This window comes from Streptococcus sp. DD11, assembly GCF_001578865.1.
Classification (GTDB): domain Bacteria; phylum Bacillota; class Bacilli; order Lactobacillales; family Streptococcaceae; genus Streptococcus; species Streptococcus panodentis.
The window spans coordinates 676,023-698,036 of the sequence record NZ_KQ969392.1 but is presented as its reverse complement, the minus strand read 5'-3'; the positions used below and the strand labels follow the sequence as shown (position 1 = coordinate 698,036).

Genomic DNA, 22,014 nt, shown 5'->3' with positions numbered 1-22,014 from the left:
TCATTATTTTATGAAAATGATAAAAAAAGTTGGAAAATTCTCCAACTTTTTATTCTGATTCTTTTTCATCCATTTTAGACTTGATTTCATCATAAGAAAGAGCATGTGCTTCTTTCTTCAAATCTTCCTCTGCTTCTTCAGGCATTTTTCCTGTTTCATAGAGAGATTTAATTTGATGGCTGTCCAGCGTCTCGTATTTAAGAAGAGCTTCTGCAATCAGCTTATGGGTTTCGCGGTTGGACTGGATAATATCTGCCGCCTTGTTGCGAGCTTCATTCAGCAATTCCCTGACTTCTTCATCAATTTCATAAGCAGTCTGCTCTGAAATTGATTTTTGCGGACTGGCTGCTCCAAACATAGCATGATTTCCTTCGTACTGCACAGGACCCAGCTTCTCGCTCATCCCGTATTCAGTCACCATGCTGCGAGCCATCTGAGTAGCCTGTTCAAAGTCATTGGAAGCTCCAGTAGTCTGCACATTAAAGATAATTTCCTCAGCTACACGGCCGCCCATAAGACCAGCCAATTGCTCTTTCATATCCTCTTTGGACAAAAGCATTTGATCTTCTTTCGGCAGGGCAATCATGTACCCGCCGGCACGGCCACGGGGAACAATTGTCACCTTATGAACCACGCGCGCATTGGATAACACCAAGCCAACGATAGTATGCCCAGCCTCGTGATAAGCGACCATTTGGCGCTCATGCTCTGAAATAGCCCGATCTTTCTTGGACGGTCCTGCAATAACGCGGTCTTCTGCTTCATCAATATCATCTGCATCAATCACCTTTTTATTGCGGCGGGCCGCAACTAAGGCAGCTTCATTAAGGACATTTTCCAAATCAGCACCGACAAAGCCTGGTGTCTGCTGTGCAACCAATTTCAAATCAACATTTTTAGCCAGCGGTTTATTTTTAGCATGGACGCGGAGAATAGCCTCACGCCCTTTGACATCCGGACGGCCAACCAAAACTTTTCTATCGAAACGGCCTGGACGCAGCAAAGCAGGGTCTAATACATCAGAGCGGTTGGTGGCTGCTATCACAATGATGCCTTCATTTCCTTCAAAACCATCCATCTCAATCAAGAGCTGGTTGAGGGTCTGTTCACGCTCATCATTTCCACCGCCAAGACCAACACCGCGCTGACGGCCGACCGCATCAATTTCATCAATGAAAATGATAGCCGGAGCTGCTTTTTTAGCATCTTCAAAGAGAGAACGCACCCGGCTGGCACCGACACCGACAAACATTTCAACGAAATCAGAGCCCGAAATACTGAAGAAGGGAACACCAGCTTCGCCAGCCACTGCCTTAGCCAGAAGGGTTTTACCGGTTCCCGGAGGGCCTTCAAGGAGAACACCAGCCGGAATCCGAGCACCAAGTTTAGTATAACGCTTGGGATCTTTCAAGAACTCAACCACTTCTACCAGTTCCTGCTTTTCTTCTTCCGCTCCTGCTACATCAGAGAAACGGACCTTGATATCTTCTTTATTAGCTGCACGCGCCTTGTTGCGGCCGAAGTTCATAGCACCGCGGGCGCCACCGCCACCGCCTTGATTCATCATGGACATAAAAAAGAAGATAACAACCACAAAAGGAACAACGGAAGTCAAAATGGTAATCCACATACCGCTTGAACTTTCACGCCTGATGGTGATTTCTGTCTTATGCTCAGAAGCCAGCTTTTGCAAATCGGAAACTGTAATATCTGATGGCAGAATAACACTGGTAAACCGCTCTACCATAGAAGCTGCCGGTGTGAAGAACTGAATGCCTGAGGTGTCTTTTGATTCTTTGGCAGTCTTATAAGTACCTGCAATTTCAATGACGCTGCCGTTTGGCTGGTAGCTCATCTCCTTTACATTGTTATTGGTAATTTCATTCACCAATTCTGTATAATTAATTTGCTGGCTGCGCCCTGCAGAATTCCCTGAAAAGAAATACTGAAATCCTGTGACCAAAACCACAATAATCAGAATATATAGAAAGGGATTTTTTATCAATCCATTGTTTTGCTTATTTTTCATCTATAATAGTAAACCTTTATTTTGTATAAACTTCTTCTTTTAGAATACCGACATATGGAAGATTGCGATATTTTTCATCGTAATCCAGTCCATAGCCTACGACAAATTCATTTGGGATAGTAAAACAGGTATAATCTGCATCAATCTCTACAACACGGCCTTCTGGCTTATCCAAAAGAGTTGCGATTTTGACAGAGGCTGCTTTTCTTTCCTTAAACAAATCACGAAGATTTTTTAAAGTCTGGCCGGTATCAATAATATCCTCAATAAACAGAACATCACGCCCTGCAATATCTTGGTTGATATCTTTAATAATGTTAATGACACCGCTGCTGGCTGTTCCGCCATGATAGCTGGACACCAGCATGAAATCCAGCTCAATATGGGTATCAATATGCTTAATCAGCTCTGCCATAAAAGGAACAGAGCCTTTTAAAATTCCAACAAAAATCGGATTTTTTTCTTGATAGTCCTTCGTTAACTGCTGACCAAGTTTTTCAGCAGCAGCAGTAATTTCTTCATGAGAAACCAATACTTTTTTTATATCTTGTTCTAGCATCATTTTACCTATCTAATTTCTGAATGTAAAGTACAGTACCCATTATATCATTTTTTAAGCCCTTACTCAAATCACTGACAGCAATATTTGGAATGGCCAGAATCTGCTGGTTCTGCTCTACAATAACAGCCGATTCCCGCTCCTCCAAGGACAGTTTTCGCTCTATAAAGAGACGGCGGACTTTTTTATGACAGCCGTTCAAAAGCAGTACATCTCCCGACTGCCTGTATCGCAGAGTGACAGGGGCATGGGCTGCTACAGCAACCTGCTCCGTATCTGCTCCCTGCAAAGGAAGACCGAATGAAAAACGATAGTCTCCAAATTGAATAAGATTATCACATTCTAACAGAATTGAATCCTTTTTTAAATCGGGCTTCCGACTGATTTTTCGAATTTGAAAATGGCTGTAGTCTTTTACTAATTCATACCCTGCCTTTAAAGGATGAAGATAATTGGCTTTCGTCCTTAATATCTGCAGCACTTCTTCAAACTGCTGCTTGCTTAATGTTAAATCCGGAAACTGCGCAAGATAATCCTGCAGCAGAAAAAGCTGCACTGGAAAAATCTGCTGATGAAACACCGCCATATCGGTTATATCCATCTCTTTCGTGAAATAAGCCAGAGCAGCCTGCAGATGTCCTACTTCCTGCCCCATATCCAGCAAAGCTTGCAGAAATTGGGGATTTTCCTTTTCCAAAGCCGGCAAATAGAGATTGCGGATACGATTTCTCAAATAATCATTTTGGAGATTGCTGCTGTCCTGAAAATGATGGACAGGGGGGAAATCCTTCTTGTGAACATGCAGCAGAGGCCGAATCAGCTGACCGCCTGCAAAATCCTGCACTTCCTGAATACCTGTCAGATGACGGAGACGGGAACCGCGCAGCAACCTCATAAAGATCGTCTCTGCCTGATCATCTGCATGGTGGGCTGTAACCAAAGCAGTACAGCCTTGAGCTTTCATGACCTCAGCAAAAAATTGATAGCGAAACTGCCGGCCTCTGGCTTCTGAAAACATACCTGAAAAACTTGATGTAAAAATCTTTACACCAAGCTTTTGGGCAATTTCTGACAGCTCTTTTTCTTCATCATCTGACTCCGGCCGCTGCCGGTGATTGACATGGGCAATGACCAGCTCAATATCCAGTTCCCGCTGATACTGATACAGGAGATGAAGCAGTGTCATAGAATCAAGACCGCCGGAAACTGCCAAAAGAACCTTTTGATGATTCTTGAAGTATTCTTTTTTCTGAAATTCTTTCAGAAATTCTTTTTGCATCATTTAAGAACTCCATAAACATCATCGGCAATGCGGGAGATTGTGTCATAGTCTGAATGATTCGTCAAAACAGCAATCACAAAAGGTGAATCTGTATAAACAACAGCCACATCATGCTTGAAATCGTAGGCATCACCGATTTTGTGGGCAACTTTGGCATCAATATTCTTAGAAATTCTCTGATTGTCATAATTGGTCTGTGACAGCGCTTCGATAATCATGCCATTCTGCTCATAAACAGCTTCCATGACGCGGCCGGCCATTCGTGCAGAAGCCTGCCTATTTTCCACATCCCACTTTTTGCCGGCGATACTCTCAACAGTCTGCTGAAATTCCTTATCAGACTGATTCGTTGCATAATAAGCTAAAATATTATGCGCTACGTTGTCCGATTCCCTAGCAACCCGGCTGATTAAGTCCTGAACAGAATACTCCTTGTCATCAGCCGACTTCGCAATGCTGCCGCTTCCTTCAGGCTCATAGGCACCGGCAAAATCATTCACAGCGGCAATATATTTCAGCTTTTGGTCCATAGAAAGTTTTTCGCTCTTCAGCTCTTCCTGAACATAATAAAGATAGGGAAGCTTCGTAACACTGGCCGAATACATCTGCAAGTCAGGATTTATCCCAGCTTCTTTGCCTGTTTCCAGCTGTTTAACATAAATAGAGTAATCTGCTTTGTTGTATTTACTGCTCAGGATTTCCTGAACCTTATCCATACGGTTATCCGTTTCTGATAGAAAATCCACAGAAACCCAGCTCTGGTCTTCTAACTGAGCAAATTCTCCTTTGGCTGTCTGCGCCCGCTGAAGAACTTTAACCTTGCTATAAGCTGGCAGTTTGCTGGCAATTTTTTTGGCACCGTTGACAGGAATTTTATCATAAACAGCGGCATTCGGTTCCAGCCACATTTCCTGACTGACTTCCTGCTGCGACTGAACAGTGTCTTCATAAATAGCATTCTTATCAGCAGGGACAAACTGGCCGTTTTTTAATTTAAAAACTGGAGTGCCTTCTTCATTGACATGAAATTCTGTCAGCTGAAAAGGTTGGTCGGGAAGCAATTTCCCGGCAGTCTTGCTTAAAGAAGCATCTGTAAAAGTCGGTGTTTCTTTATAAACATTAGGGTTGGCCGGGATACTGTCATAATACCGTCCGTAAGCAGTGCTGGTAAAATGGTATTTTTCTTCTTCATTTAAGATAAAATCATTCTCAGTACTGATAACTCTGATACTGCTAAATAAAGCTGGCAGTAAGAATATCAGCAAAAGCAACTTACGCATGACCGCCCCTTTCCTTTGGATTTTCTTCTAGTTTTAAAGCTTGATTCTTTTCAGACAGTTTTTCTAATTTTTCATCCGAAAAAGATAAAAACTGCTCAATTTTTTTGATTAAATCTTCCATAACGCTTCTTACTGCGGCAGCAAATCGGGAATCGTGTAAATATACTCACCATCTTTAGAAAAAGAGTATTTGGCACGGGCATATTTAGCTGCATAGCTGTCATCCTTGAGCTTGCTGGCAATGTCAGACTGATAGATTTTTTCCTCACTCAGCTCCTGGTACTTCTTTTGCAATTTTGTATACTGCACACGACGTTCCAGCAAGGTTTGATAACTTTGGTATAAATTATAGGTTGGCAAAATAAAGAGAAGAATGACCAAAATCAATACCCATCCCATAAAACGATTGCGTTTGCGGCGTTCTTCATCAATATATCTGCGGCGCTGATTCTCATCCTGAATAAAACGATTATTCAGCTGAACAATATTTTTAGGCATCTTCTTCTATCCTTGTTTCACTGATGATTTCATACATTTTAAGGGCATCTTCTTTTTTAGTGCTGTCCTTCATTTCCAGCACCTTGACTGTCAGAAGCTTCGTACCAAAACGAATTTCAACCAAATCATTGATTTTTAAATCAGTCGAGCTTTTAGCCAAGACTCCATTGACTTTAATCCGTCCCTTGTCAGCCACTTCTTTGGCTACCGGCCGCCGTTTGATAAGGCGCGACACTTTCAAATATTTATCTAATCTCATCATCTACCTCAATTTCTCTTAATATTCTATCACGTTTTGAGAAAAATACAGCGCAAAAAGCCAAACTTTACCGAATTGTAACCTTTACTCTGCTTTTCGCTGCTTAATTTCCAGCAATTTTTCACCGAAACGAAGGAGCCCTTCCAGGATCTCATAGTCTTTTTTGCGGTTTACATCAAAAATCACTTCAATCAGGCCCTGCTGCTCGCCAATTCGTGCTTTGAGCTGAGTGGCTGATAAGGCTTCAAAATAATCCTGAGTCAGGTAAAGCTGCTGAGAAATTTTTTCAAAGCGGACAATCAAAGACTGCTGTCTGCGTTCAACCAGCTGAACAAAAGAACGGTCCAGATAGGACTTTGTCAGACCGATTTCCAGCAAATAAGCCACTACATCTGGGTATTCTCCAAAGCGGTCCATCAGTTCGTCCTGCAATGTTTCGTAGTTTACACGGCTGTCAATCTCACGGATCCGTTTGTAAATTTCAATTTTCTGACGTTCATCCGCAATATAATCACTAGGAAGATAGGCATCAATCTGCAGATTGATTTCAGCATTGCTCTTCTGACGCTTCTTTTCCTTTCCTTGTTTTTTGGCAATAGCTTCCTGCAAGAGCTGGGAGTACATTTCAAAACCAACGGAATCAATAAAGCCAGACTGCATACTTCCCAAGATGTTCCCAGCTCCGCGGATGGATAGATCCCGCATGGCAATTTTAAAACCAGACCCCAATTCTGTAAAACCTTTGATAGCTTCCAAACGCTTTTCAGAAACCTCTGTTAAAATCTTATCGGGCCGATACATGAGATAAGCGTAGGCAATGCGGTTGCTGCGGCCAACCCGTCCCCGAAGCTGATACAAGGTGGACAGCCCCATATGGTCGGCATTTTCAATAAAAAGGGTATTGGCATTGGGAATATCGACTCCCGTTTCAATAATAGTGGTCGTGACTAGTAGATCATACTGACCATTGACAAAGTCGAACAGGGTGTTTTCCAGACGAATCTCACTCATCTGACCATGAACATAGCCTATAGAAGCTTCCGGAATCAATTCCCTCAGTTCTGACACCTTCTGCTCAATCGTGTCAATCTTATTGTAAAGGTAGTAAACCTGTCCGCCCCGATCTATTTCCCGCAGCACAGCCTCTCGGATAACCGTTGGATTGGTTTCCAAAACATAGGTTTGAACAGGATAGCGATTGGTTGGCGGTGTCTCGATAACAGATAAGTCTCGAATCCCCAGCATAGACATGTGGAGGGTTCGCGGAATCGGTGTTGCTGTCAAGGTCAGAACATCAACTTTCTTTTTTAGCTCCTTCAGTTTTTCCTTGTGCTTAACCCCAAAACGCTGTTCCTCATCAATGACAATCAGGCCCAAATCAGCAAATTCAACATCTTTGGAGAGCAAACGATGGGTTCCAATGATAATATCTACCTGACCCTTTTGAAGCTTTTCCAACGTCTCTTTCTGTTCTGCCTTGCTCCTGAAACGGCTGAGAACATCTACATGGACGGCAAAATCATTGAAACGTTCTCTGAAGTTAGTGTAATGCTGCTGGGCCAAAACAGTAGTCGGAACCAGTATCGCTACCTGCTTGTGATCATTGACAGCCTTGAAAGCAGCCCGCATCGCCACCTCCGTCTTGCCAAATCCAACATCACCGACCAAAAGACGATCCATAGGCCGGCTGCTTTCCATATCTTTTTTGACTTCTTCAATACTCCTCAGCTGGTCTTCTGTCTCCACATAAGGAAAATCATTGTCGAACTCCTCTTGATGCTGGTCATCAGGAGAAAAGGAGAATCCCTGCAGCTGACTTCGCTCTGCATAGAGCTTGATTAAATCATCCGCAATATCTTCCACCTGATGCTGCACTTTTTGCTTGGTTTTCTGGAAATGCCCATCATTTAATTTATTGACTTTAGGAGTTTTGCCGTCGCTGGCCACATATTTGGACAGCAGATTGATTTGATCAACCGGAATGGACACTCTGTCAGCATTTTGATATTGAATCGTGACATAGTCGCGGTGGACACCAGAAACTTCGATGGTCTCAATTCCCAGATAGCGGCCAATTCCGTGGACATTGTGAACGACATAATCCCCTTTTTCCAGTTCATTATAATCTTTCAGCCGTTCTGCATTGGAAATATGCTGCCGCCGAATCTTTCGCTTCACTTTCTTATGGATAATCTCATGTTCAGTAATGAAGACAATTTTTTCATCAACAAAATTAAATCCCTGACTCAGGCTGCCTTCTATCAGCTGAACAGCTTGTCTATGTAGCTCATCTTCTTTCAGATAATCCAGCTGAATACCATATTCCTGTAAATTTTTTTGTAAATTCTGTAAACCCGCAGCAGAATTAGCCTGCAAAATAACAGTATAGTTTGATTTTTTATAACGATTGATTTCTTCCTTTAATAAAGGAAACTGACTGAAAAACTCCTGCATAGGATACTGATTGAACTGATACAGAGCATCAAATTTCAGATTTCCCAAACCTTTATGAAAATTGGAGAAGAAGGTCGCCGGTTTGTAGGTTCGATACTCCTGGTAGTTGCCTGCAAAATAAAGCTGATTGGACATTGCTTTACTGTTTTGTAAATCTTCTGTCAATATTTTTGCTGATTCTAATTCAAACTGAGCATGCTGGTCCATGATTTTTTGAAAATCATCAAAGAAAATGGGCGTGTTTACAGGCAGGTAGTCCAGAATGGTCCATTCTTTCTCATAAAAATAAGACAGAAATTTTCGGATATCAGCATGATGAACCTGCTCTTTGGCACTGACTAAGATTTCTTCAAAGTAGGATTTCAAAGCTGGATCAACAGCCTTTTCTAGTGTTTTCTCCAGATTTTGCTGTCCTCGGAGATAATCATCCTTGAAGAGAAGGATGTCACTGACCGGCTCAATCACAACACTTTGCATATTCTTCAAAGAAGTTTGATTTTCCGGATTGAAGACCCGAATACTATCAATTTCATCGCCGAAGAATTCCAAGCGGTAAGGAGCTTGACTGGAAGGTTCAAAAATATCTAAAATATCTCCCCTCAGACTGTACTCCCCCTGACTGAGAACCTGGGAAACTTTTTTATAACCTGAATTTGACAGTGACTTGACAAGCTTGTCAAGTTCGTATTCCTGCCCAAGACTTAGTTTTAAACTGGCTTCTTTGAAAACTTTTGGATTGGGTAAGAAAAGACGACTGGCTGAGACATTGCTGATAAGGATTCCCTTTTTTTCACTGTCCAGCAAAAAATGTAAAGCTTCCAAACGTGCAAAGGTCTTTTCTTGAGATGCAAAAACAAATTCCGCTATAGGGGTGTCGTCTGCCAAAAAGGTATAAACCAAGTCTTCTCCTAATAAGGAAATGAGGTCGCTTGCCAGACGCTCTCCCTCATTCTGATTGGAAGTCAGAACCAATAGTTTATCCTGCTCCTCTAAGCTAGAAGCTATCGTGACTGCCTTGGTAGTAGAGGACAAACCCAGTACCAGCTGCCTGCTGATTTTATGCAGATTTCTCTTCCAATCTGAAATTTGTTTGTTTTGACTAAAAAAATCAATCAAGTCCATTGTCTTACCCATTATACTGCTGCATTGTCTGTTCAAAATTACCAGTCTGTAAATAATGATTTACAGCGTTGTCAACCTTATCTATTGTGTTGAGAATCGTGATATAATCATCCTTTTCAAATTTCCCTAAAACATGATGGATGACTGTCATTCCTGCCTTGGGTCGGCCAATTCCGATTTTAATGCGTTTAAACTCTTGGCTCCCCAAATGCCTGATAATTGATTTTATCCCATTATGACCGCCAGCCGAACCTTTGGAGCGCAGACGGATTTTGCCGACTTCCATATCTAAATCATCGTAAATGACCACTAAATCACCTATTTCCAGACCATAATAAGCTAACAAGGCCTGAACCGCCTTGCCACTTTCATTCATAAAAGTGATGGGTTTGACAAAATAAATCTTTTCGCCCTTCAAGAATGCTGAGGCTATATCTGCTTGGAAAATGCTGTCCCTTGTAAATTTCAAGTCAAGTTCTTTACAAATCTTGTCAATCAGCATGAAACCAACATTATGTTTTGTTTCAGCATATTTCTCTCCCGGATTGCCTAGACCAACAATTAACTTCGTCATATTTCTCCTTTACAAAAGCCAAAAGGGCTGGAAAAAATTCCAACCTTGCTATTATTGAGTTTACACTGCTTTACACATTAAATCTAAATTCCATAATATCGCCGTCCTGTACGATATATTCTTTCCCTTCTTCACGCAATCGGCCAGCTTCTTTGACCGCTTTTTCACTGCCATAATGCACCAAATCGTCATAAGACATGGTAACAGCCCGAATAAAGCCTTTTTCAAAATCTGAATGGATAATGCCGGCTGCCTGCGGCGCTTTCATGCCGCGCTTAAAAGTCCAAGCTCGAACCTCTTTTTCACCAGCTGTAAAGTAGGTGCCAAGCCCCAAGAGATGATAAGCCGCTCGTGTCAGCTTGTCTACGCCTGATTCTGTCAAGCCGATTGCTTCAAGAAATTCCTGCTTATCTTCCTCATCAAGCTCAGAAATTTCCTCTTCTGCACGCGCTGAAATGACGACCACCTCAGCCTTTTCTGTAGCTGCAAAATCACGAATCTGCTGGACATATCCGATACTGTCAGGATCTGCTACTTCTTCTTCACTAACATTCGCTACATAAAGAACAGGCTTGGTTGTCAGTAAAAAGAGTCCTTTGACAACTTTTTCTTCTTCCTCTGTAAAGTCAACAGTCCGCGCTGACAGACCATCCTCTAAAACCGGCTTGATTTTCTGCAGTACATTAAATTCAGCGACTGAATCTTTATCTTTCTGGGTACGGGCCATTTTCTCTACCCGTGCATAGCGTTTATTGATACTTTCCAAATCAGCTAAGATGAGTTCCAGATTGATGGTTTCGATATCGGCCATGGGATCTACAAAGGCCGACTCACGGCCTTGCTCACGCATGACATTTTCATCATCAAAAGCCCGGACTACATGGACAATGGCGTCTACTTCACGAATATTTGCCAAAAATTTATTTCCCAATCCTTCGCCTTTGGAAGCCCCTTTGACAATCCCGGCAATATCCGTAAATTCAAAGGTAGTTGGGACTTTTTTCTGTGGTTTAATCAATTCTGTTAATGTATCCAGACGCGCATCCGGTACTTCTACCCGTCCGACATTGGGATCAATCGTCGCAAAGGGATAATTGGCAGCTTCTGCTCCTGCTTTCGTAATTGCATTAAATAAGGTTGATTTCCCGACATTGGGTAAACCGACAATTCCTGCTGTTAAAGCCATGTAGCTCTTCCTTTCATCTTTTCAATCCAAACCATTATACCATAAAAGCCTTTAGGAAACAGCGGATTTTCTCTAAAAATTCCTCCTTTCTTTACAGAAATGTAAAATAACTTCAATAGTCAATATGGTATAATAAAATTAAGATTTTATTAAAGGAGCACATCATGAAAAAGAATGCTATAAAAACACTTTTTCTTTCTTTTGTTGCAGTTTTTTCCCTCTTCCTCTTGGCAGCCTGCGGCAGCAGCACTAAAAAAGGCTATTTCCAATACATTGACAAGACAAGCATGCGTGACAGCAGAATTACCGTCACCTATCAGGGAGACAAGGTAACAACCAACGAAACCACTAATATTGTTTACTATGAGTCTTCCGGCATGACCAAAGAAGATGTCAAAGAGCAAACAGACTCTTATGCAAACTTGTTAAAAGGCATTAAGGGAGTTTCTTACAAAGTTGAATATAAAAATGATTATGCTCAGGAAAAATTGTCTATTGATTTCAGCAAGGCTAATATCAAAGAACTGCAAAGCAAAAATTTGATTGAGACTTCCGGTAATCAAGAGGCTGACTATATCAGCTACAAAGAAACCCAAAAATTGTTAAAAAATACAGGTTACAGCGAAGTTAAAGACGGCAAATTTGAAAATTTGGAATAACCTAAAAAAGATTTGGATTTTTTTCCAAATCTTTTTTTGCTGCTCTCTATCGGAAGAAGTCCGAAAAAGTCCCTCAAGATTTCTCGTGTCCTGAGGAGCAGGTTCCTATCTGCTATTATCGTCGCAGCAAGTCTGCCTTCATTTTCTCCAATCGACGAAGTTTGGTTTCGTCTTTTTTGGCCTCATTGATATAACGAAGCCATTCTTTTTTGTGGCTGGGCGGCAGGGAAGAAAAATGAGTCCTTGCTTCTCCATCCAGCTTATTTTCAAGCTCCAACAAAGCCTGATTAATATTTTCTGCTGAAAAATCTGTCATCGCTGTCTGCTCCTTTCTGTCAGTCCATCTTTCCAAGGAATAGTATAACATATTTGGCAGAGATTCTAAACTGAAAGCGGAAGCTTCTGTAAAGAAAGAACAGCATGACCGGAATTACGGATCAGGCAGGACTTGGCCATTTCATCTATTTGCTCCAAGCAGCACCTTAGTCAATAACCCTTTTCATTTTTCTTTCAAAATCATAGCGGCTCATCATAACAACATGCTGGCAATTGCTGCAGCGAATCTTAATATCAGCACCCAGACGGGTAATTTCCCATCGGTTGGCCTTTTTGCCAGTTGACTTAATCGTACAGGCATGGGGCTTTTTCATTTCAACAAAAGTTCCAATTTGATACATTTTTTCCTCCTTATGCTCAAACTATGAGAATGCAAACCAGACAGGGACGTGTCAGCAATACTGGAGATTACGGCTGATAAGTCTGTCCTGCCGCCTGAATCTTTCTTCGCTTTCGAGTCTATCGTCTCAGACTGTTGAAGTTAGGCGAGTTACTAACGATAGTTTATAAAAAAGAAAGAACCTTAAGCATAGATTTTGCGTACTTGACAGATAAAAGTCTCCTCTTGCAGCAGCACACTTTCTCCATCTATCTGAGCCAAGGTGGGCTCAGAACATTTCAGCTTTACAGCAGTGTAAACCTTATGCTGCAGTTTTTTACTGGAATCATGCTGTCGAAACAGCAAGGCCAGCAGGCCGCTGATGTGATAATAGAGATTTCTTTTCTGCAGATACACCAAGTCCAAATGCTCTGTCTCCACTGAAGCCTGCGGCCAGATCATCACTCCGCCGCCAAAATAGGCTGTATTGGCTAATACAAAAAGAAAGGGATTTTTGAACTTCACCTGCCGTCCCTCTGCATCCGTCAAGCTAATTGAGGCGCTTTTTTTGCTGAAAACTGAGCGGATTCCAAAAACTAAATAGATGAATTTCCCGAGATGAAGACGGTTGAAGAACGATTTCAAGGCAGAATGCTCAGAGTAGTTGATAACGCGTGCGTCAAATCCGATTCCCAGACTGTTTAAAATCAAATAATTCTTAGATTTAAAGACATGGATTGTTCTGGTTCTGTTGGTATTCATAGCCTCTAAAACCTTCTCTGCTGGCAAGCTGCCAAATCCTTTGATGAAATCATTTGCTGACCCGGCCGGCAGATAGGCTAAAGGCTCCTCTTTCGGCCAGTAACTGAGAACCTTTGACAGAGTTCCATCTCCCCCAATGACCAGCAGCCGATCCTTAGAAGCTTGATAGTTTTGTAAAATTCTTTCCAACTGCTTCCATTCATCGTCCTTTTGCTGAGTTACATAAATGTTTATCTCCAAGTCTGCATAAGTCTCCTGCAGACGCCTGGCTTTTGTCAGCCCGCTTTTATCTCCCGAATGAGGATTGACAAGTAAGTAGATCATGCCTGTATTATATCATATTTTCAAAAGTATAGTCTTCTAAAACCCAAGCAATACCTTCTTAGACTTTTTGCAAAAGATCCATCACTCCATGGATGACAGCACAGCAATCTGGGATTCCGTCTCACTTTCGAACCTGCCTGTTCCGGCTATTCTTATTCAGAGAGTAGAAAAAGACTGAAAAACAGCCTTTTCTTCTATTTTTTAATTGGTTCTGACTGGAGTAATCAGCTGAATAAAACTGTCTGCTTCATCATCCGGCACCAGAGTGAAAGGTCGGACAGAAGAAATAAAGCTAATGGTCACTTTCTCACTGTCAATAGCTTTTAAAGCCTCTATCAGATAAGTTGGGTTAAAGCTGATAGTTAAATCTGTTCCGGAGACGCTCTCTGTATCAATTTCTTCATTGACCCGGCCGACTTCTGGTGAATTGACATGGGCTCTGACCACTCCCTCCATGATTTCCAGCTTCACTGTTCCATTCTGAGTAGCATTGGATAAAAGACGAGCCCGCTCCATAGCATAGCGGAGGATGTCTGTATCAAAGGTCACCACGCTTGAAAAGTCAGTCGGTATCAAGCGGTCGGTATCCGGATAGTTCCCTTCCAAAAGACGGGTATAAAAGCTGATATGATCGCTTCTGAAAAGAATTTGATGATTGGCAAAGAAAACCTCTACTGTTTCAATATCATCGGTAAAAACAGCTGCAAATTCGCGCAGAGAGCGGCTGGGAATGACCACGTCGAAGTTATCCCCAGTTTTTTCCAGAACAATCTTCTTCTGGCTCATTCGATGAGAATCTGTCGCCACTGTTTTCAGAGACTGATGATCCGTCAAAACAAAATGTACACCTGTCAAAATGGGACGGCTCTCCTGTGTGCTGGCTGCAAATGCTGTTTCATTAATCAACTGCTTGAGAACCTTTGTTTCCAGCACCAAGGGATTATTGGCTGCAATTTCCTGAATGCGCGGATACTGATCTGCATCTTTCCCCTTGAGGGTAATTTCTGATTTGCCGCTGGTCAAAACAATTTGTTTCTGCTCAATCTCTTTCACATCAAGAACAACATCCGGCAGACTGGAAACAACATTGATAAAGAAAGCAGCTTCCAAAAGAATAGAGCCTGAGGAATTGATTAAGAGACCGGCATCTTCGTTTTGAGTAGAAATAAAATTTTCAATGGAAATCTGCCCATTTGAACCAATAAGGGTAATGCCTTCTTTGGTAACATCAATTTTGACTGTTGACAGAATAGGGATTGCATTTTTGTGACTGATAGCTCGCTTGGTTGTATTCAAAGCTTGTAAGAATAAATTTGTATTAATAGAAAAATGAATCATCAGGACTCCTTTATTTATTTAAGATTATAAGATTAATAGTAATAGTAGGTTGTGTGGATTCTGTGGAAAAAGCTTCTGCTCTTATCATGGACAGGTCATTGGACTTGTTCACAAAGTGTGGATAAGTCATAAAACTTTTCTCTTTTTTTCCACAAGCTTATTTTATCTTGTTTTTGATGCTCTCGATTTCCAGACGCAGATTATCGTCAGTTTCCAGCATAGTTTTGATTTTTCCGTGTGCATGGATGACTGTGGTATGGTCTTTTCCGCCAAATTCACGGCCGATTTTAGGCAGGCTGTTGTCTGTCAGCTCGCGGGTCAGGTACATAGCGACCTGTCTGGCCAAAACAATATTCTGCACTCGGCGGCTGCCCTTCATTTCTTTGACACTGACACCGTAGAAATTGCCAACTTCAGTCTGAATCTTATCGATAGGAATGACTGTCACCTGACTGGAATCCTGTTTGCGGGCCCGGATGGCTTCGGCTGCGATATCAATCGTGATTTCTTTCAGGCTGCGGACTCTGGCAATAAGACTGATATCATTGAGGGCGCCTTCCAAATCGCGGACATTGGAGTCAAACTGGCCTGCCAGATATTCCAGTGTATCATTAGGGAAGATATACTCTAAATCCTCTACCTTATTGCGCAAAATGGCAATCCGAGTTTCAAAATCCGGCGGTGTGATGTTTTGAGTCAGGCCCCATTTGAAGCGCGTGACCAATCTTTCTTCAAGATTGTCTAAGTAATCAGGGCTTCGGTCGCTTGTTAAGACAATTTGCTTGTTTTCTCCATGTAAAGCATTAAAAGTATGGAAAAATTCTTCTTGAGTTGATACTTTTTTTCCGCCCAAAGACTGAATATCATCAATCAAGAGCAAATCCAGACTGCGGTAAAGCTTTTTGAAGTTATCCATATCGCCCAGACGGAGGTGTTCCAGAAAATCATTGATAAAGGTCTCAGCCGGGATATACTTGACACGCGCATCAGGAATATTTTCCAGAATCTGATTGCCGATGGCATTGAGCAGGTGCGTCTTGCCGAGACCAGGCCCTCCGTAGATGAAAAGAGGATTGTAGGTCGTGGCCAAATTTTCAGAAACTGCCAAGGCTGCAGCTTTGGCCCAGATATTGCCGTCTCCCTGGACAAAATTATCAAAGGTATATTTGGATTTTAAGCCCGTTTCAATAGCCGGCAGACTGGGCTTAACAGTGCTGTTTTCGGAAGCTGCAGCAGCTTTGGCAGGCAGTTCTTCTTGTCTTTCGTCTTCAAAAATGTACTTACAGGCAATTTGATCATTGAAAATTTCAAAACCGGCTGTGAGGATTACGCCGACCAAATTCTGTTCCCAAAAGAGCTGTTTAACAGGACTGTCAAGAAAGATAACAGCTTGCTTGTTTTCCACTTTAATCAGCTGAGCTTCGGCTACAAAAAAATCATAAGTTGTCTGTTTCAGCTGCGCTGCCGCCAATTCCAAAATACGATTCCAGAAATCTTGCTCTTTGGTCATAATTTTCCCCCTTTGCTTTTAATTGTCTGATTCATATAAGATTTATTTTAACATAATTGACTCCAGTTTTCCACAAGTTGTGGAAAATAATTAACACTGTTGACTTTCGTTTTCCACAAACTGTGAATTAAGCGGAGCTTCCTTATTTTAAAAGGATTCTCTCCCTGTTTGTCGGTGGAAAAATTTGTTATTCCCAAAAAAGAAAATAACAGCTCTATTTAAAGCTGTTCATAATTCTTTGGTATTCTTCTTCGTTTTCAAAAGGGATAATGATCTTTCCTTGGCTGGCGTTTTTTAGCTGAATGCGGATGTCCAGTCCGAAGATTTTTTTCAGCTTCTCTTCTTCAGCTTCCGTAAAAATTTCCTTAGTTTTTTTTTGCTTGGCTTTCTTTTTCTTTTGCAGCAGCAGCTCAACTGCTCGAACAGATAACTCCTCCTGACAGATACGTTTCAGCCAGAGCAGCTGTTCTTCTTCTTTCAAGGGAATGAGCAGGCGGGCATGTCCTTGAGAGATTCTTTCTTCCTTGACAGCTTCAAGAACAGGTTTTGATACATGCAGCAAGCGCACAATATTGCTGATATAGGGACGGGATTTTCCCATAATCTTAGCAATTTCATCATGGGTCATGCCTCTGTCCACTAAGCTTTGATAAGATTCTGCTTCTTCCACTGGATTCAAATCTTCCCGCTGCAGATTTTCAATGATAGCCTGCCGCAGCATCTCATCGTCTGATAATTCCTTGATAATAGCTGGTATAGTGGGCCAATCCAGCAGTTTGGCCGCCCGAAAACGCCGTTCACCGGCCAGAATTTCATAACCAAATAAGGAAGATTTACGCAAAATAATAGGCTGGATGATGCCGTTTTCTTTGATTGAATCCGCCAGTTCCTTGATTTTTTCCTGTGAGAATTCTTTTCGCGGCTGATAGGGATTCGTCCGGATGTCTGTTAGTGGGATATATTGAAAATTTTCCATTTGTATATAGAATAACACACCTTTACGATCGTGTAAAGATGTGTTGACAATTCTGTAAAAGATAAGTGCACAAAGCCGGCTTTGCCAGATCCTGCTCCCTGTTGCCGTCAATCTCAGCGAAGCTGCCTATGAAGCCAGACTCTTAGTTAGAACTCAGTTCCTGAGTTGATTTTGTCAGCTTAATGGTTGTAGTTTCTTCTTTGCCGTTTCGGTAGTAGCTGACTTTGATTTCATCTCCGATAGTATGTTTGTATAAAGCAGACTGTAAATCACTGGTGGATTCTACATCGGTATCATCCACTTTGGTAATGACATCATTCTTTTGCAGCTTGCCATCAGCCGGCATCCCTTGCTGAACAGAGCGTACCAGAATACCAGCCTTTACTTTATCAGGCAGGTTAAGTTTGGATAAGTCTGCTGTAGTCAGATTGGCCAGATCCATCATTTGAATCCCCAGAGCAGGACGGGTAACTCGGCCGTCTTTTTCCAGTTGATTGATGATATTGACCACATCGTTGGAAGGAATTGCAAAGCCCATTCCTTCGACAGAAGTCTGACCATTTGTGGAAATCTTGCTTGAAGTAATACCGATTACCTGTCCCTGGATATTAATCAGCGGTCCGCCGGAATTCCCTGGATTGATAGCGGCATCAGTCTGCAGAGCAGTTGTTGAAATATTTTCGCCGTTTTCAGACTGAAGTGTCACATTTCTTCCCAAGCTGGAAATAATGCCCTGAGTAACAGAGTTGGCATACTCTGTTCCCAGTGGGCTTCCGATTGCAATAGCTGCTTCACCGACAGTCAGCGAGCTAGAATCGCCAAATTCAGCAACATCCGTAACTTTGTCAGAGCTGATTTTTACAACGGAAATATCAGAATAAACATCTGAACCCACTACTTCTCCGGGAACCTTGCTGCCATCAGCCAACAGAATATCCACATTGGTGGAGCCGCTGAGTACGTGGGTATTGGTTACCAGATAAGCATTTTTGCCTTCTTTTTTATAAATGACACCAGATCCCTCACTGGCAATCTGAGACTCATTTGAATCATCCTCACTGTTAAGGATACCGCTGGATGAATCTGCATAGGTAATCACAGAGACAACTGCATTTTGAATTTTCTTGACAGCTTCGGAAGTGTCTGTCGAATTTTTATAAGAAGTTTTTACTGTCGTACTGGAATGAGAACCGCCAGCAGCAGAAGACAGCTGAGTATTGATGAGCGAAGTGACATAATTTCCTAAACTTCCTCCGATAAAACCAACAATAAGCACTGCCAAAAATAAGAGAACTTTTTTGGAGATATTTGAAGAGTCTTTCATATTTTCCTCCTTTGATTACATTGGATTACAATTGATGAAATTATAGATAGCTAAACTTAATTATAACTTAAATTTCACAAGTTTTCCACATCTTGTGGAAAACTTAGAAAAAATGTTGATATTGATTAGAAAATAGGCAGATTGGCAGAAGGATTTATAAAATTTTACTTGTTAATAAGATGTGAAGTCTGTGTGAATATGATAGAATAGAAGAATGAAAATAAAACTGGTAACTGTTGGAAAGCTGAAAGAAAAATACTTAAAAGACGGAATGTCTGAATATCTGAAACGGCTGAGCCGTTTCTGTAAGACGGAAGTGCTGGAGCTGCCTGATGAGAAAACCCCTGACAGAGCCAGCGAGTCGGAAAAACAGCAGGTGATGAACAGAGAAGGCAGCAGGATTCTGTCCAAGATTGCCGAGCGTGATTTTGTTATTGTTTTGGCGATTGAAGGTCGGCAGTTTTCCTCAGAAGAATTCAGCAGCATCATGAAGGATATTACTGTTCGTGGTTTTTCTGACATTTCCTTTATTATTGGCGGAAGTCTGGGGCTGGCGCCTGCAGTCAAACAGCGAGCCAATCTGTTGATGAGTTTTGGGAAACTGACCCTTCCGCATCAGTTGATGCGGCTAGTTTTGATTGAGCAAATCTACCGTTCATTTATGATTCAGCAGGGCAGCCCCTATCACAAGTGAATCTTGACGGTCGGTCTTTTTTCTGTTAGAATGAGATATACCGGTCCCATAGCTCAGCTGGATAGAGCATTCGCCTTCTAAGCGAACGGCCGCAGGTTCGAATCCTGCTGGGATCATGCCATAAAAGCACGAAGTATTTTTAAGTAGTTCGTGTTTTTTTCTGTTTATTTTTTTGATATAATGTCATTTCAGGGGTAAAAACAGACATTTCAGAGAAAAAACTACGGCTTTTGCTAGAAAATTCTATAATAAGATATTGTAAGGCAGCTTACAGAAAAAATATTAAGGAGTTTGTAATGACCATGCAAATAAGCCTATTTTCAGCTGAAACTGAAATCCGCAAGAATATTTTCCTGTATTCTTTAAGGTTCCCTTCAAATCCTTGGGAGTGGTTTTTTGGAAGAAATTAGGAAATAAAAGGCAGAGGAGGTTTTATGTCACTCAGTATTTTTTGGATGATTGTCTATCCTTTCATTAATGTAGCAGCTTTTTTGTTCACTGCAAAAGAGATTTGCAAAGTGAAGTATCCTTTCATCTTGGCTGCGGTATGCTTAGGATTTGAAATTGTTATCCCCTTCATTATTGCTTTTGCAGGTTCGGTATTTTCTTTTTCCAGCCAAATCCCCACTTATATTGTAGTGCTGTTCCATCCTCTCTTCCTTTACTGGTATTTCTCTAAGGTAGAGAATGTCAAAAAATACTTATCCATTTTTTTGGCTTTCTTTTTATATTTGGCTGTCAATGCTTCCAATACATTTTTTGCAGTTATTGTGTCCTCCGTTTTGCAGGATGATTTTGTTGCCCATCATTTTGGTTTATTCCTAACGATTGTTCATGTGACAGCCCTGATCTTTATGGTCAAGCTGATAAGCCTGTTTGATTTTCGAATAATCTATTTAAAAGACAGTAATTTTAAATCTCAGGTTCTTCTTACCAGCAGTGTTTATGCAGGCAACTATCTGGTGCTCAATATTTCCCATTGGCTGAGCCATATAAAATACTTCAACAGTTTCAGCGGTATGGTAGCTACAATCTGTTTCTTAACTTTTTTATCCACTATGCTTATTTTTAAGGAGAGCCGTGAAAAATATGAAAAAGAAGAACAGATCAGACAGAGAGAGCTAGAACAGCTGCAGCTGCAAAAGTACACAGATGAAATTGTCGCTCTTTATAATGAAATCAAAGGATTTCGTCATGATTACGCCGGTATGCTGACCAGTATGCGGATGGCTATTCAAACCGGTGATATAGAGGAAATTGACCGTATCTATCAGGAAGTGCTGCTTGATGCTAATTTGAATTTGCGTTCGGATAAATATACTATTTTTGATTTGAATAATGTCGGAGATTCTGCACTGAAGAGTGTGATGGCTGAGACCTTCTTTAAAGCACGTGAGCACAGCATTGATTTGACTTTTGAAGTGAAAGATGCTGTTGACCGGCTGCCTATCAGACTGCTGGATATTGTCAGAATTGCCAGTATTCTCTTAAATAATGCTATCGAAAGTGCTATTGAAAGTTATGATAAATTTGTTCATGTTTCCCTCGTTCAACTGGACAGCAAGATTATTTTTGTTGTCAAAAATTCCCGTAAGACAGGAGAATTGGATTTGGAGGAAATCTATCAGCCAGGTTTTTCAACCAAAGGTGAAAAGAGAGGACTGGGCTTGAGCAATATGAAAAATATTCTTGATAGCTATGAATTTATCACACTGGATACTGAGATTGATACTCATGATTTTACGCAGATTTTAACAATCAGGAGAAAGGAGCAGCTATGAGAATATTGGTTTTAGAGGATACTATAGCCCATCAGGTGCGAATTGAAACGACTTTGGCAGAAATTTCCCAGGAGCTGGGAATCGATATTCAGGCCAAGATAACCGGCAAAATTAAAGAATTTAAAGAATATATTGAGCAGGATGACATCAATCAGCTTTATTTTCTGGATATTGATATCAAAGGCGAGGAAACCAAAGGTCTCGAAGTAGCTCAGTTTATCCGCCATCATAATCCCTATGCTATCATTGTTTTTGTCACATCAAAGTCTGAGTTTGCTACCATGACTTTTAAATACAAGGTTTCGGCATTGGATTTTATTGATAAGGATATTAATGACGAAGCTTTTAAAACCAGAATTAAAGAAACGATTCTGTATACAAAGAGCACCTTGATTGAAAATACCAATATGGTAGATTATTTTGATTACAGCTATCGCGGTAATGATGTACGTATGCCCTACAATGATATTTTTTATATTGAGACTTCTGGAAGTTCTCACAAGCTAAGAATCGTTGGAAAGAATTTCATTAAGGAATTTTATGGAACGATTACAGATATTCAGGAGAAAGACCGGGAGTCGCAGCGATTCTTTTCACCTCATAAGTCCTACTTAGTAAATATTGGAAATATTGTTGATTATGACAAGAAAAACAGAGAAATCATCTTTTATGAAAATCATCGCTGCCCGATTACGCGGATGAAAGTGAAATACTTGAAGGAGATTTTAAAAAAGAAGGATAAAAAGAG

At 41.2% G+C, this 22,014-nt stretch carries 21 protein-coding genes and 1 tRNA gene; 5 read left to right on the top strand and 17 right to left on the bottom strand.

The genetic code is table 11. The features are described 5' to 3' along the window. Positions 1–49: 49 nt before the first annotated feature. The 10 genes from ftsH to ychF form a co-directional block, all read right to left on the bottom strand. Positions 50–2,029: an ATP-dependent zinc metalloprotease FtsH gene (ftsH, locus tag STRDD11_RS03275; protein ID WP_128835279.1), complete on the bottom strand. Its 1,980-nt coding sequence runs from the start codon at positions 2,027–2,029 to the stop codon at positions 50–52. 16 nt (positions 2,030–2,045) lie between these two features. Beyond that, positions 2,046–2,588, bottom strand: a complete 543-nt coding sequence (gene hpt / locus STRDD11_RS03270; protein ID WP_128835382.1) for a hypoxanthine phosphoribosyltransferase — start codon at positions 2,586–2,588, stop codon at positions 2,046–2,048. Positions 2,589–2,592: 4 nt separating this feature from the next. Continuing rightward, positions 2,593–3,870 carry a tRNA lysidine(34) synthetase TilS gene (tilS, locus tag STRDD11_RS03265; protein ID WP_128835278.1) on the bottom strand — a complete coding sequence of 426 codons (1,278 nt, stop codon included), beginning with the start codon at positions 3,868–3,870 and terminating at the stop codon, positions 2,593–2,595. Continuing rightward, positions 3,867–5,150: a serine hydrolase gene (locus tag STRDD11_RS03260; protein ID WP_128835276.1), complete on the bottom strand. Its 1,284-nt coding sequence runs from the start codon at positions 5,148–5,150 to the stop codon at positions 3,867–3,869. The genes tilS and STRDD11_RS03260 overlap by 4 nt, the downstream gene beginning before the upstream one ends. Continuing rightward, the gene (locus STRDD11_RS14870) at positions 5,143–5,271 is read right to left on the bottom strand and encodes an SP_0009 family protein (protein ID WP_128835274.1); all 129 of its coding nucleotides are present in this window, start codon (positions 5,269–5,271) and stop codon (positions 5,143–5,145) included. The genes STRDD11_RS03260 and STRDD11_RS14870 overlap by 8 nt, the downstream gene beginning before the upstream one ends. Positions 5,272–5,279: 8 nt before the next feature. Continuing rightward, entirely contained in the window at positions 5,280–5,648 is a 369-nt protein-coding gene (locus STRDD11_RS03250) for a septum formation initiator family protein (RefSeq protein WP_128835272.1), read from the bottom strand. Further along, positions 5,641–5,907 (bottom strand): RNA-binding S4 domain-containing protein, encoded by a 267-nt coding sequence (locus tag STRDD11_RS03245; protein ID WP_128835380.1) that lies wholly within the window; start codon positions 5,905–5,907, stop codon positions 5,641–5,643. Before STRDD11_RS03245 ends, STRDD11_RS03250 begins: the two co-directional genes overlap by 8 nt. 84 nt (positions 5,908–5,991) lie before the next feature. Next, the gene (gene mfd / locus STRDD11_RS03240) at positions 5,992–9,495 is read right to left on the bottom strand and encodes a transcription-repair coupling factor (RefSeq protein ID WP_128835270.1); all 3,504 of its coding nucleotides are present in this window, start codon (positions 9,493–9,495) and stop codon (positions 5,992–5,994) included. Next, positions 9,488–10,057 (bottom strand): aminoacyl-tRNA hydrolase, encoded by a 570-nt coding sequence (gene pth, locus STRDD11_RS03235; RefSeq protein WP_128835268.1) that lies wholly within the window; start codon positions 10,055–10,057, stop codon positions 9,488–9,490. The genes mfd and pth overlap by 8 nt, the downstream gene beginning before the upstream one ends. A gap of 70 nt (positions 10,058–10,127) precedes the next feature. After that, positions 10,128–11,243 carry a redox-regulated ATPase YchF gene (gene ychF, locus STRDD11_RS03230; protein ID WP_128835266.1) on the bottom strand — a complete coding sequence of 372 codons (1,116 nt, stop codon included), beginning with the start codon at positions 11,241–11,243 and terminating at the stop codon, positions 10,128–10,130. 164 nt (positions 11,244–11,407) lie between these two features. Between ychF and STRDD11_RS03225 the strand changes: the two genes are divergently transcribed. After that, positions 11,408–11,902, top strand: coding sequence for a DUF1307 domain-containing protein (locus STRDD11_RS03225; RefSeq protein ID WP_128835264.1), 495 nt, complete (start codon positions 11,408–11,410; stop codon positions 11,900–11,902). Between the two features lie 115 nt (positions 11,903–12,017). On the opposite strand, the gene STRDD11_RS03220 is transcribed toward STRDD11_RS03225, so the two are convergent. From STRDD11_RS03220 to STRDD11_RS03190, 7 genes are all read right to left on the bottom strand, one after another. Beyond that, positions 12,018–12,218, bottom strand: a complete 201-nt coding sequence (locus STRDD11_RS03220; RefSeq protein WP_128835262.1) for a YdeI/OmpD-associated family protein — start codon at positions 12,216–12,218, stop codon at positions 12,018–12,020. 166 nt (positions 12,219–12,384) lie between these two features. Further along, positions 12,385–12,579 carry a DUF951 domain-containing protein gene (locus tag STRDD11_RS03215; RefSeq protein WP_128835260.1) on the bottom strand — a complete coding sequence of 65 codons (195 nt, stop codon included), beginning with the start codon at positions 12,577–12,579 and terminating at the stop codon, positions 12,385–12,387. Between the two features lie 182 nt (positions 12,580–12,761). Next, positions 12,762–13,643 (bottom strand): diacylglycerol/lipid kinase family protein, encoded by an 882-nt coding sequence (locus STRDD11_RS03210; protein WP_128835258.1) that lies wholly within the window; start codon positions 13,641–13,643, stop codon positions 12,762–12,764. A gap of 201 nt (positions 13,644–13,844) precedes the next feature. Beyond that, on the bottom strand, positions 13,845–14,981 hold the full coding sequence (dnaN, locus tag STRDD11_RS03205; RefSeq protein ID WP_128835256.1) for a DNA polymerase III subunit beta: 1,137 nt from the start codon (positions 14,979–14,981) through the stop codon (positions 13,845–13,847). 157 nt (positions 14,982–15,138) lie between these two features. Next, the gene (dnaA, locus tag STRDD11_RS03200; protein ID WP_128835254.1) at positions 15,139–16,491 is read right to left on the bottom strand and encodes a chromosomal replication initiator protein DnaA; all 1,353 of its coding nucleotides are present in this window, start codon (positions 16,489–16,491) and stop codon (positions 15,139–15,141) included. Positions 16,492–16,705: 214 nt separating this feature from the next. After that, on the bottom strand, positions 16,706–17,467 hold the full coding sequence (locus tag STRDD11_RS03195; RefSeq protein ID WP_164828352.1) for a ParB/RepB/Spo0J family partition protein: 762 nt from the start codon (positions 17,465–17,467) through the stop codon (positions 16,706–16,708). Positions 17,468–17,609: 142 nt separating this feature from the next. Further along, positions 17,610–18,791 (bottom strand): serine protease HtrA, encoded by a 1,182-nt coding sequence (locus STRDD11_RS03190; protein ID WP_128835249.1) that lies wholly within the window; start codon positions 18,789–18,791, stop codon positions 17,610–17,612. 214 nt (positions 18,792–19,005) lie between these two features. Between STRDD11_RS03190 and rlmH the strand changes: the two genes are divergently transcribed. From rlmH to comE, 4 genes are all read left to right on the top strand, one after another. Continuing rightward, positions 19,006–19,485, top strand: coding sequence for a 23S rRNA (pseudouridine(1915)-N(3))-methyltransferase RlmH (gene rlmH / locus STRDD11_RS03185; protein WP_128835247.1), 480 nt, complete (start codon positions 19,006–19,008; stop codon positions 19,483–19,485). A gap of 42 nt (positions 19,486–19,527) precedes the next feature. Further along, positions 19,528–19,601, top strand: a tRNA-Arg gene (locus tag STRDD11_RS03180). Between the two features lie 318 nt (positions 19,602–19,919). Next, positions 19,920–21,266 carry a competence system sensor histidine kinase ComD gene (gene comD / locus STRDD11_RS03175; RefSeq protein ID WP_128835245.1) on the top strand — a complete coding sequence of 449 codons (1,347 nt, stop codon included), beginning with the start codon at positions 19,920–19,922 and terminating at the stop codon, positions 21,264–21,266. Further along, a partial coding sequence (comE, locus tag STRDD11_RS03170) for a competence system response regulator transcription factor ComE (RefSeq protein ID WP_164828351.1) occupies positions 21,263–22,014 on the top strand: 752 nt, incomplete at its 3' end. The genes comD and comE, both read left to right, overlap by 4 nt.

Coding starts and splice junctions, on each gene's coding strand:
- STRDD11_RS03195 (WP_164828352.1), bottom strand. CDS start 17,467: ATGGAAAATTTTCAATATATCCCACTAACAGACATCCGGACGAATCCC.
- STRDD11_RS03190 (WP_128835249.1), bottom strand. CDS start 18,791: ATGAAAGACTCTTCAAATATCTCCAAAAAAGTTCTCTTATTTTTGGCA.
- rlmH (WP_128835247.1), top strand. CDS start 19,006: ATGAAAATAAAACTGGTAACTGTTGGAAAGCTGAAAGAAAAATACTTA.
- STRDD11_RS03245 (WP_128835380.1), bottom strand. CDS start 5,907: ATGAGATTAGATAAATATTTGAAAGTGTCGCGCCTTATCAAACGGCGG.
- ftsH (WP_128835279.1), bottom strand. CDS start 2,029: ATGAAAAATAAGCAAAACAATGGATTGATAAAAAATCCCTTTCTATAT.
- STRDD11_RS14870 (WP_128835274.1), bottom strand. CDS start 5,271: ATGGAAGATTTAATCAAAAAAATTGAGCAGTTTTTATCTTTTTCGGAT.
- STRDD11_RS03215 (WP_128835260.1), bottom strand. CDS start 12,579: ATGTATCAAATTGGAACTTTTGTTGAAATGAAAAAGCCCCATGCCTGT.
- STRDD11_RS03225 (WP_128835264.1), top strand. CDS start 11,408: ATGAAAAAGAATGCTATAAAAACACTTTTTCTTTCTTTTGTTGCAGTT.
- STRDD11_RS03250 (WP_128835272.1), bottom strand. CDS start 5,648: ATGCCTAAAAATATTGTTCAGCTGAATAATCGTTTTATTCAGGATGAG.
- mfd (WP_128835270.1), bottom strand. CDS start 9,495: ATGGGTAAGACAATGGACTTGATTGATTTTTTTAGTCAAAACAAACAA.
- tilS (WP_128835278.1), bottom strand. CDS start 3,870: ATGATGCAAAAAGAATTTCTGAAAGAATTTCAGAAAAAAGAATACTTC.
- dnaA (WP_128835254.1), bottom strand. CDS start 16,491: ATGACCAAAGAGCAAGATTTCTGGAATCGTATTTTGGAATTGGCGGCA.
- ychF (WP_128835266.1), bottom strand. CDS start 11,243: ATGGCTTTAACAGCAGGAATTGTCGGTTTACCCAATGTCGGGAAATCA.
- dnaN (WP_128835256.1), bottom strand. CDS start 14,981: ATGATTCATTTTTCTATTAATACAAATTTATTCTTACAAGCTTTGAAT.
- comD (WP_128835245.1), top strand. CDS start 19,920: ATGTCACTCAGTATTTTTTGGATGATTGTCTATCCTTTCATTAATGTA.
- pth (WP_128835268.1), bottom strand. CDS start 10,057: ATGACGAAGTTAATTGTTGGTCTAGGCAATCCGGGAGAGAAATATGCT.
- STRDD11_RS03220 (WP_128835262.1), bottom strand. CDS start 12,218: ATGACAGATTTTTCAGCAGAAAATATTAATCAGGCTTTGTTGGAGCTT.
- STRDD11_RS03260 (WP_128835276.1), bottom strand. CDS start 5,150: ATGCGTAAGTTGCTTTTGCTGATATTCTTACTGCCAGCTTTATTTAGC.
- STRDD11_RS03210 (WP_128835258.1), bottom strand. CDS start 13,643: ATGATCTACTTACTTGTCAATCCTCATTCGGGAGATAAAAGCGGGCTG.
- hpt (WP_128835382.1), bottom strand. CDS start 2,588: ATGCTAGAACAAGATATAAAAAAAGTATTGGTTTCTCATGAAGAAATT.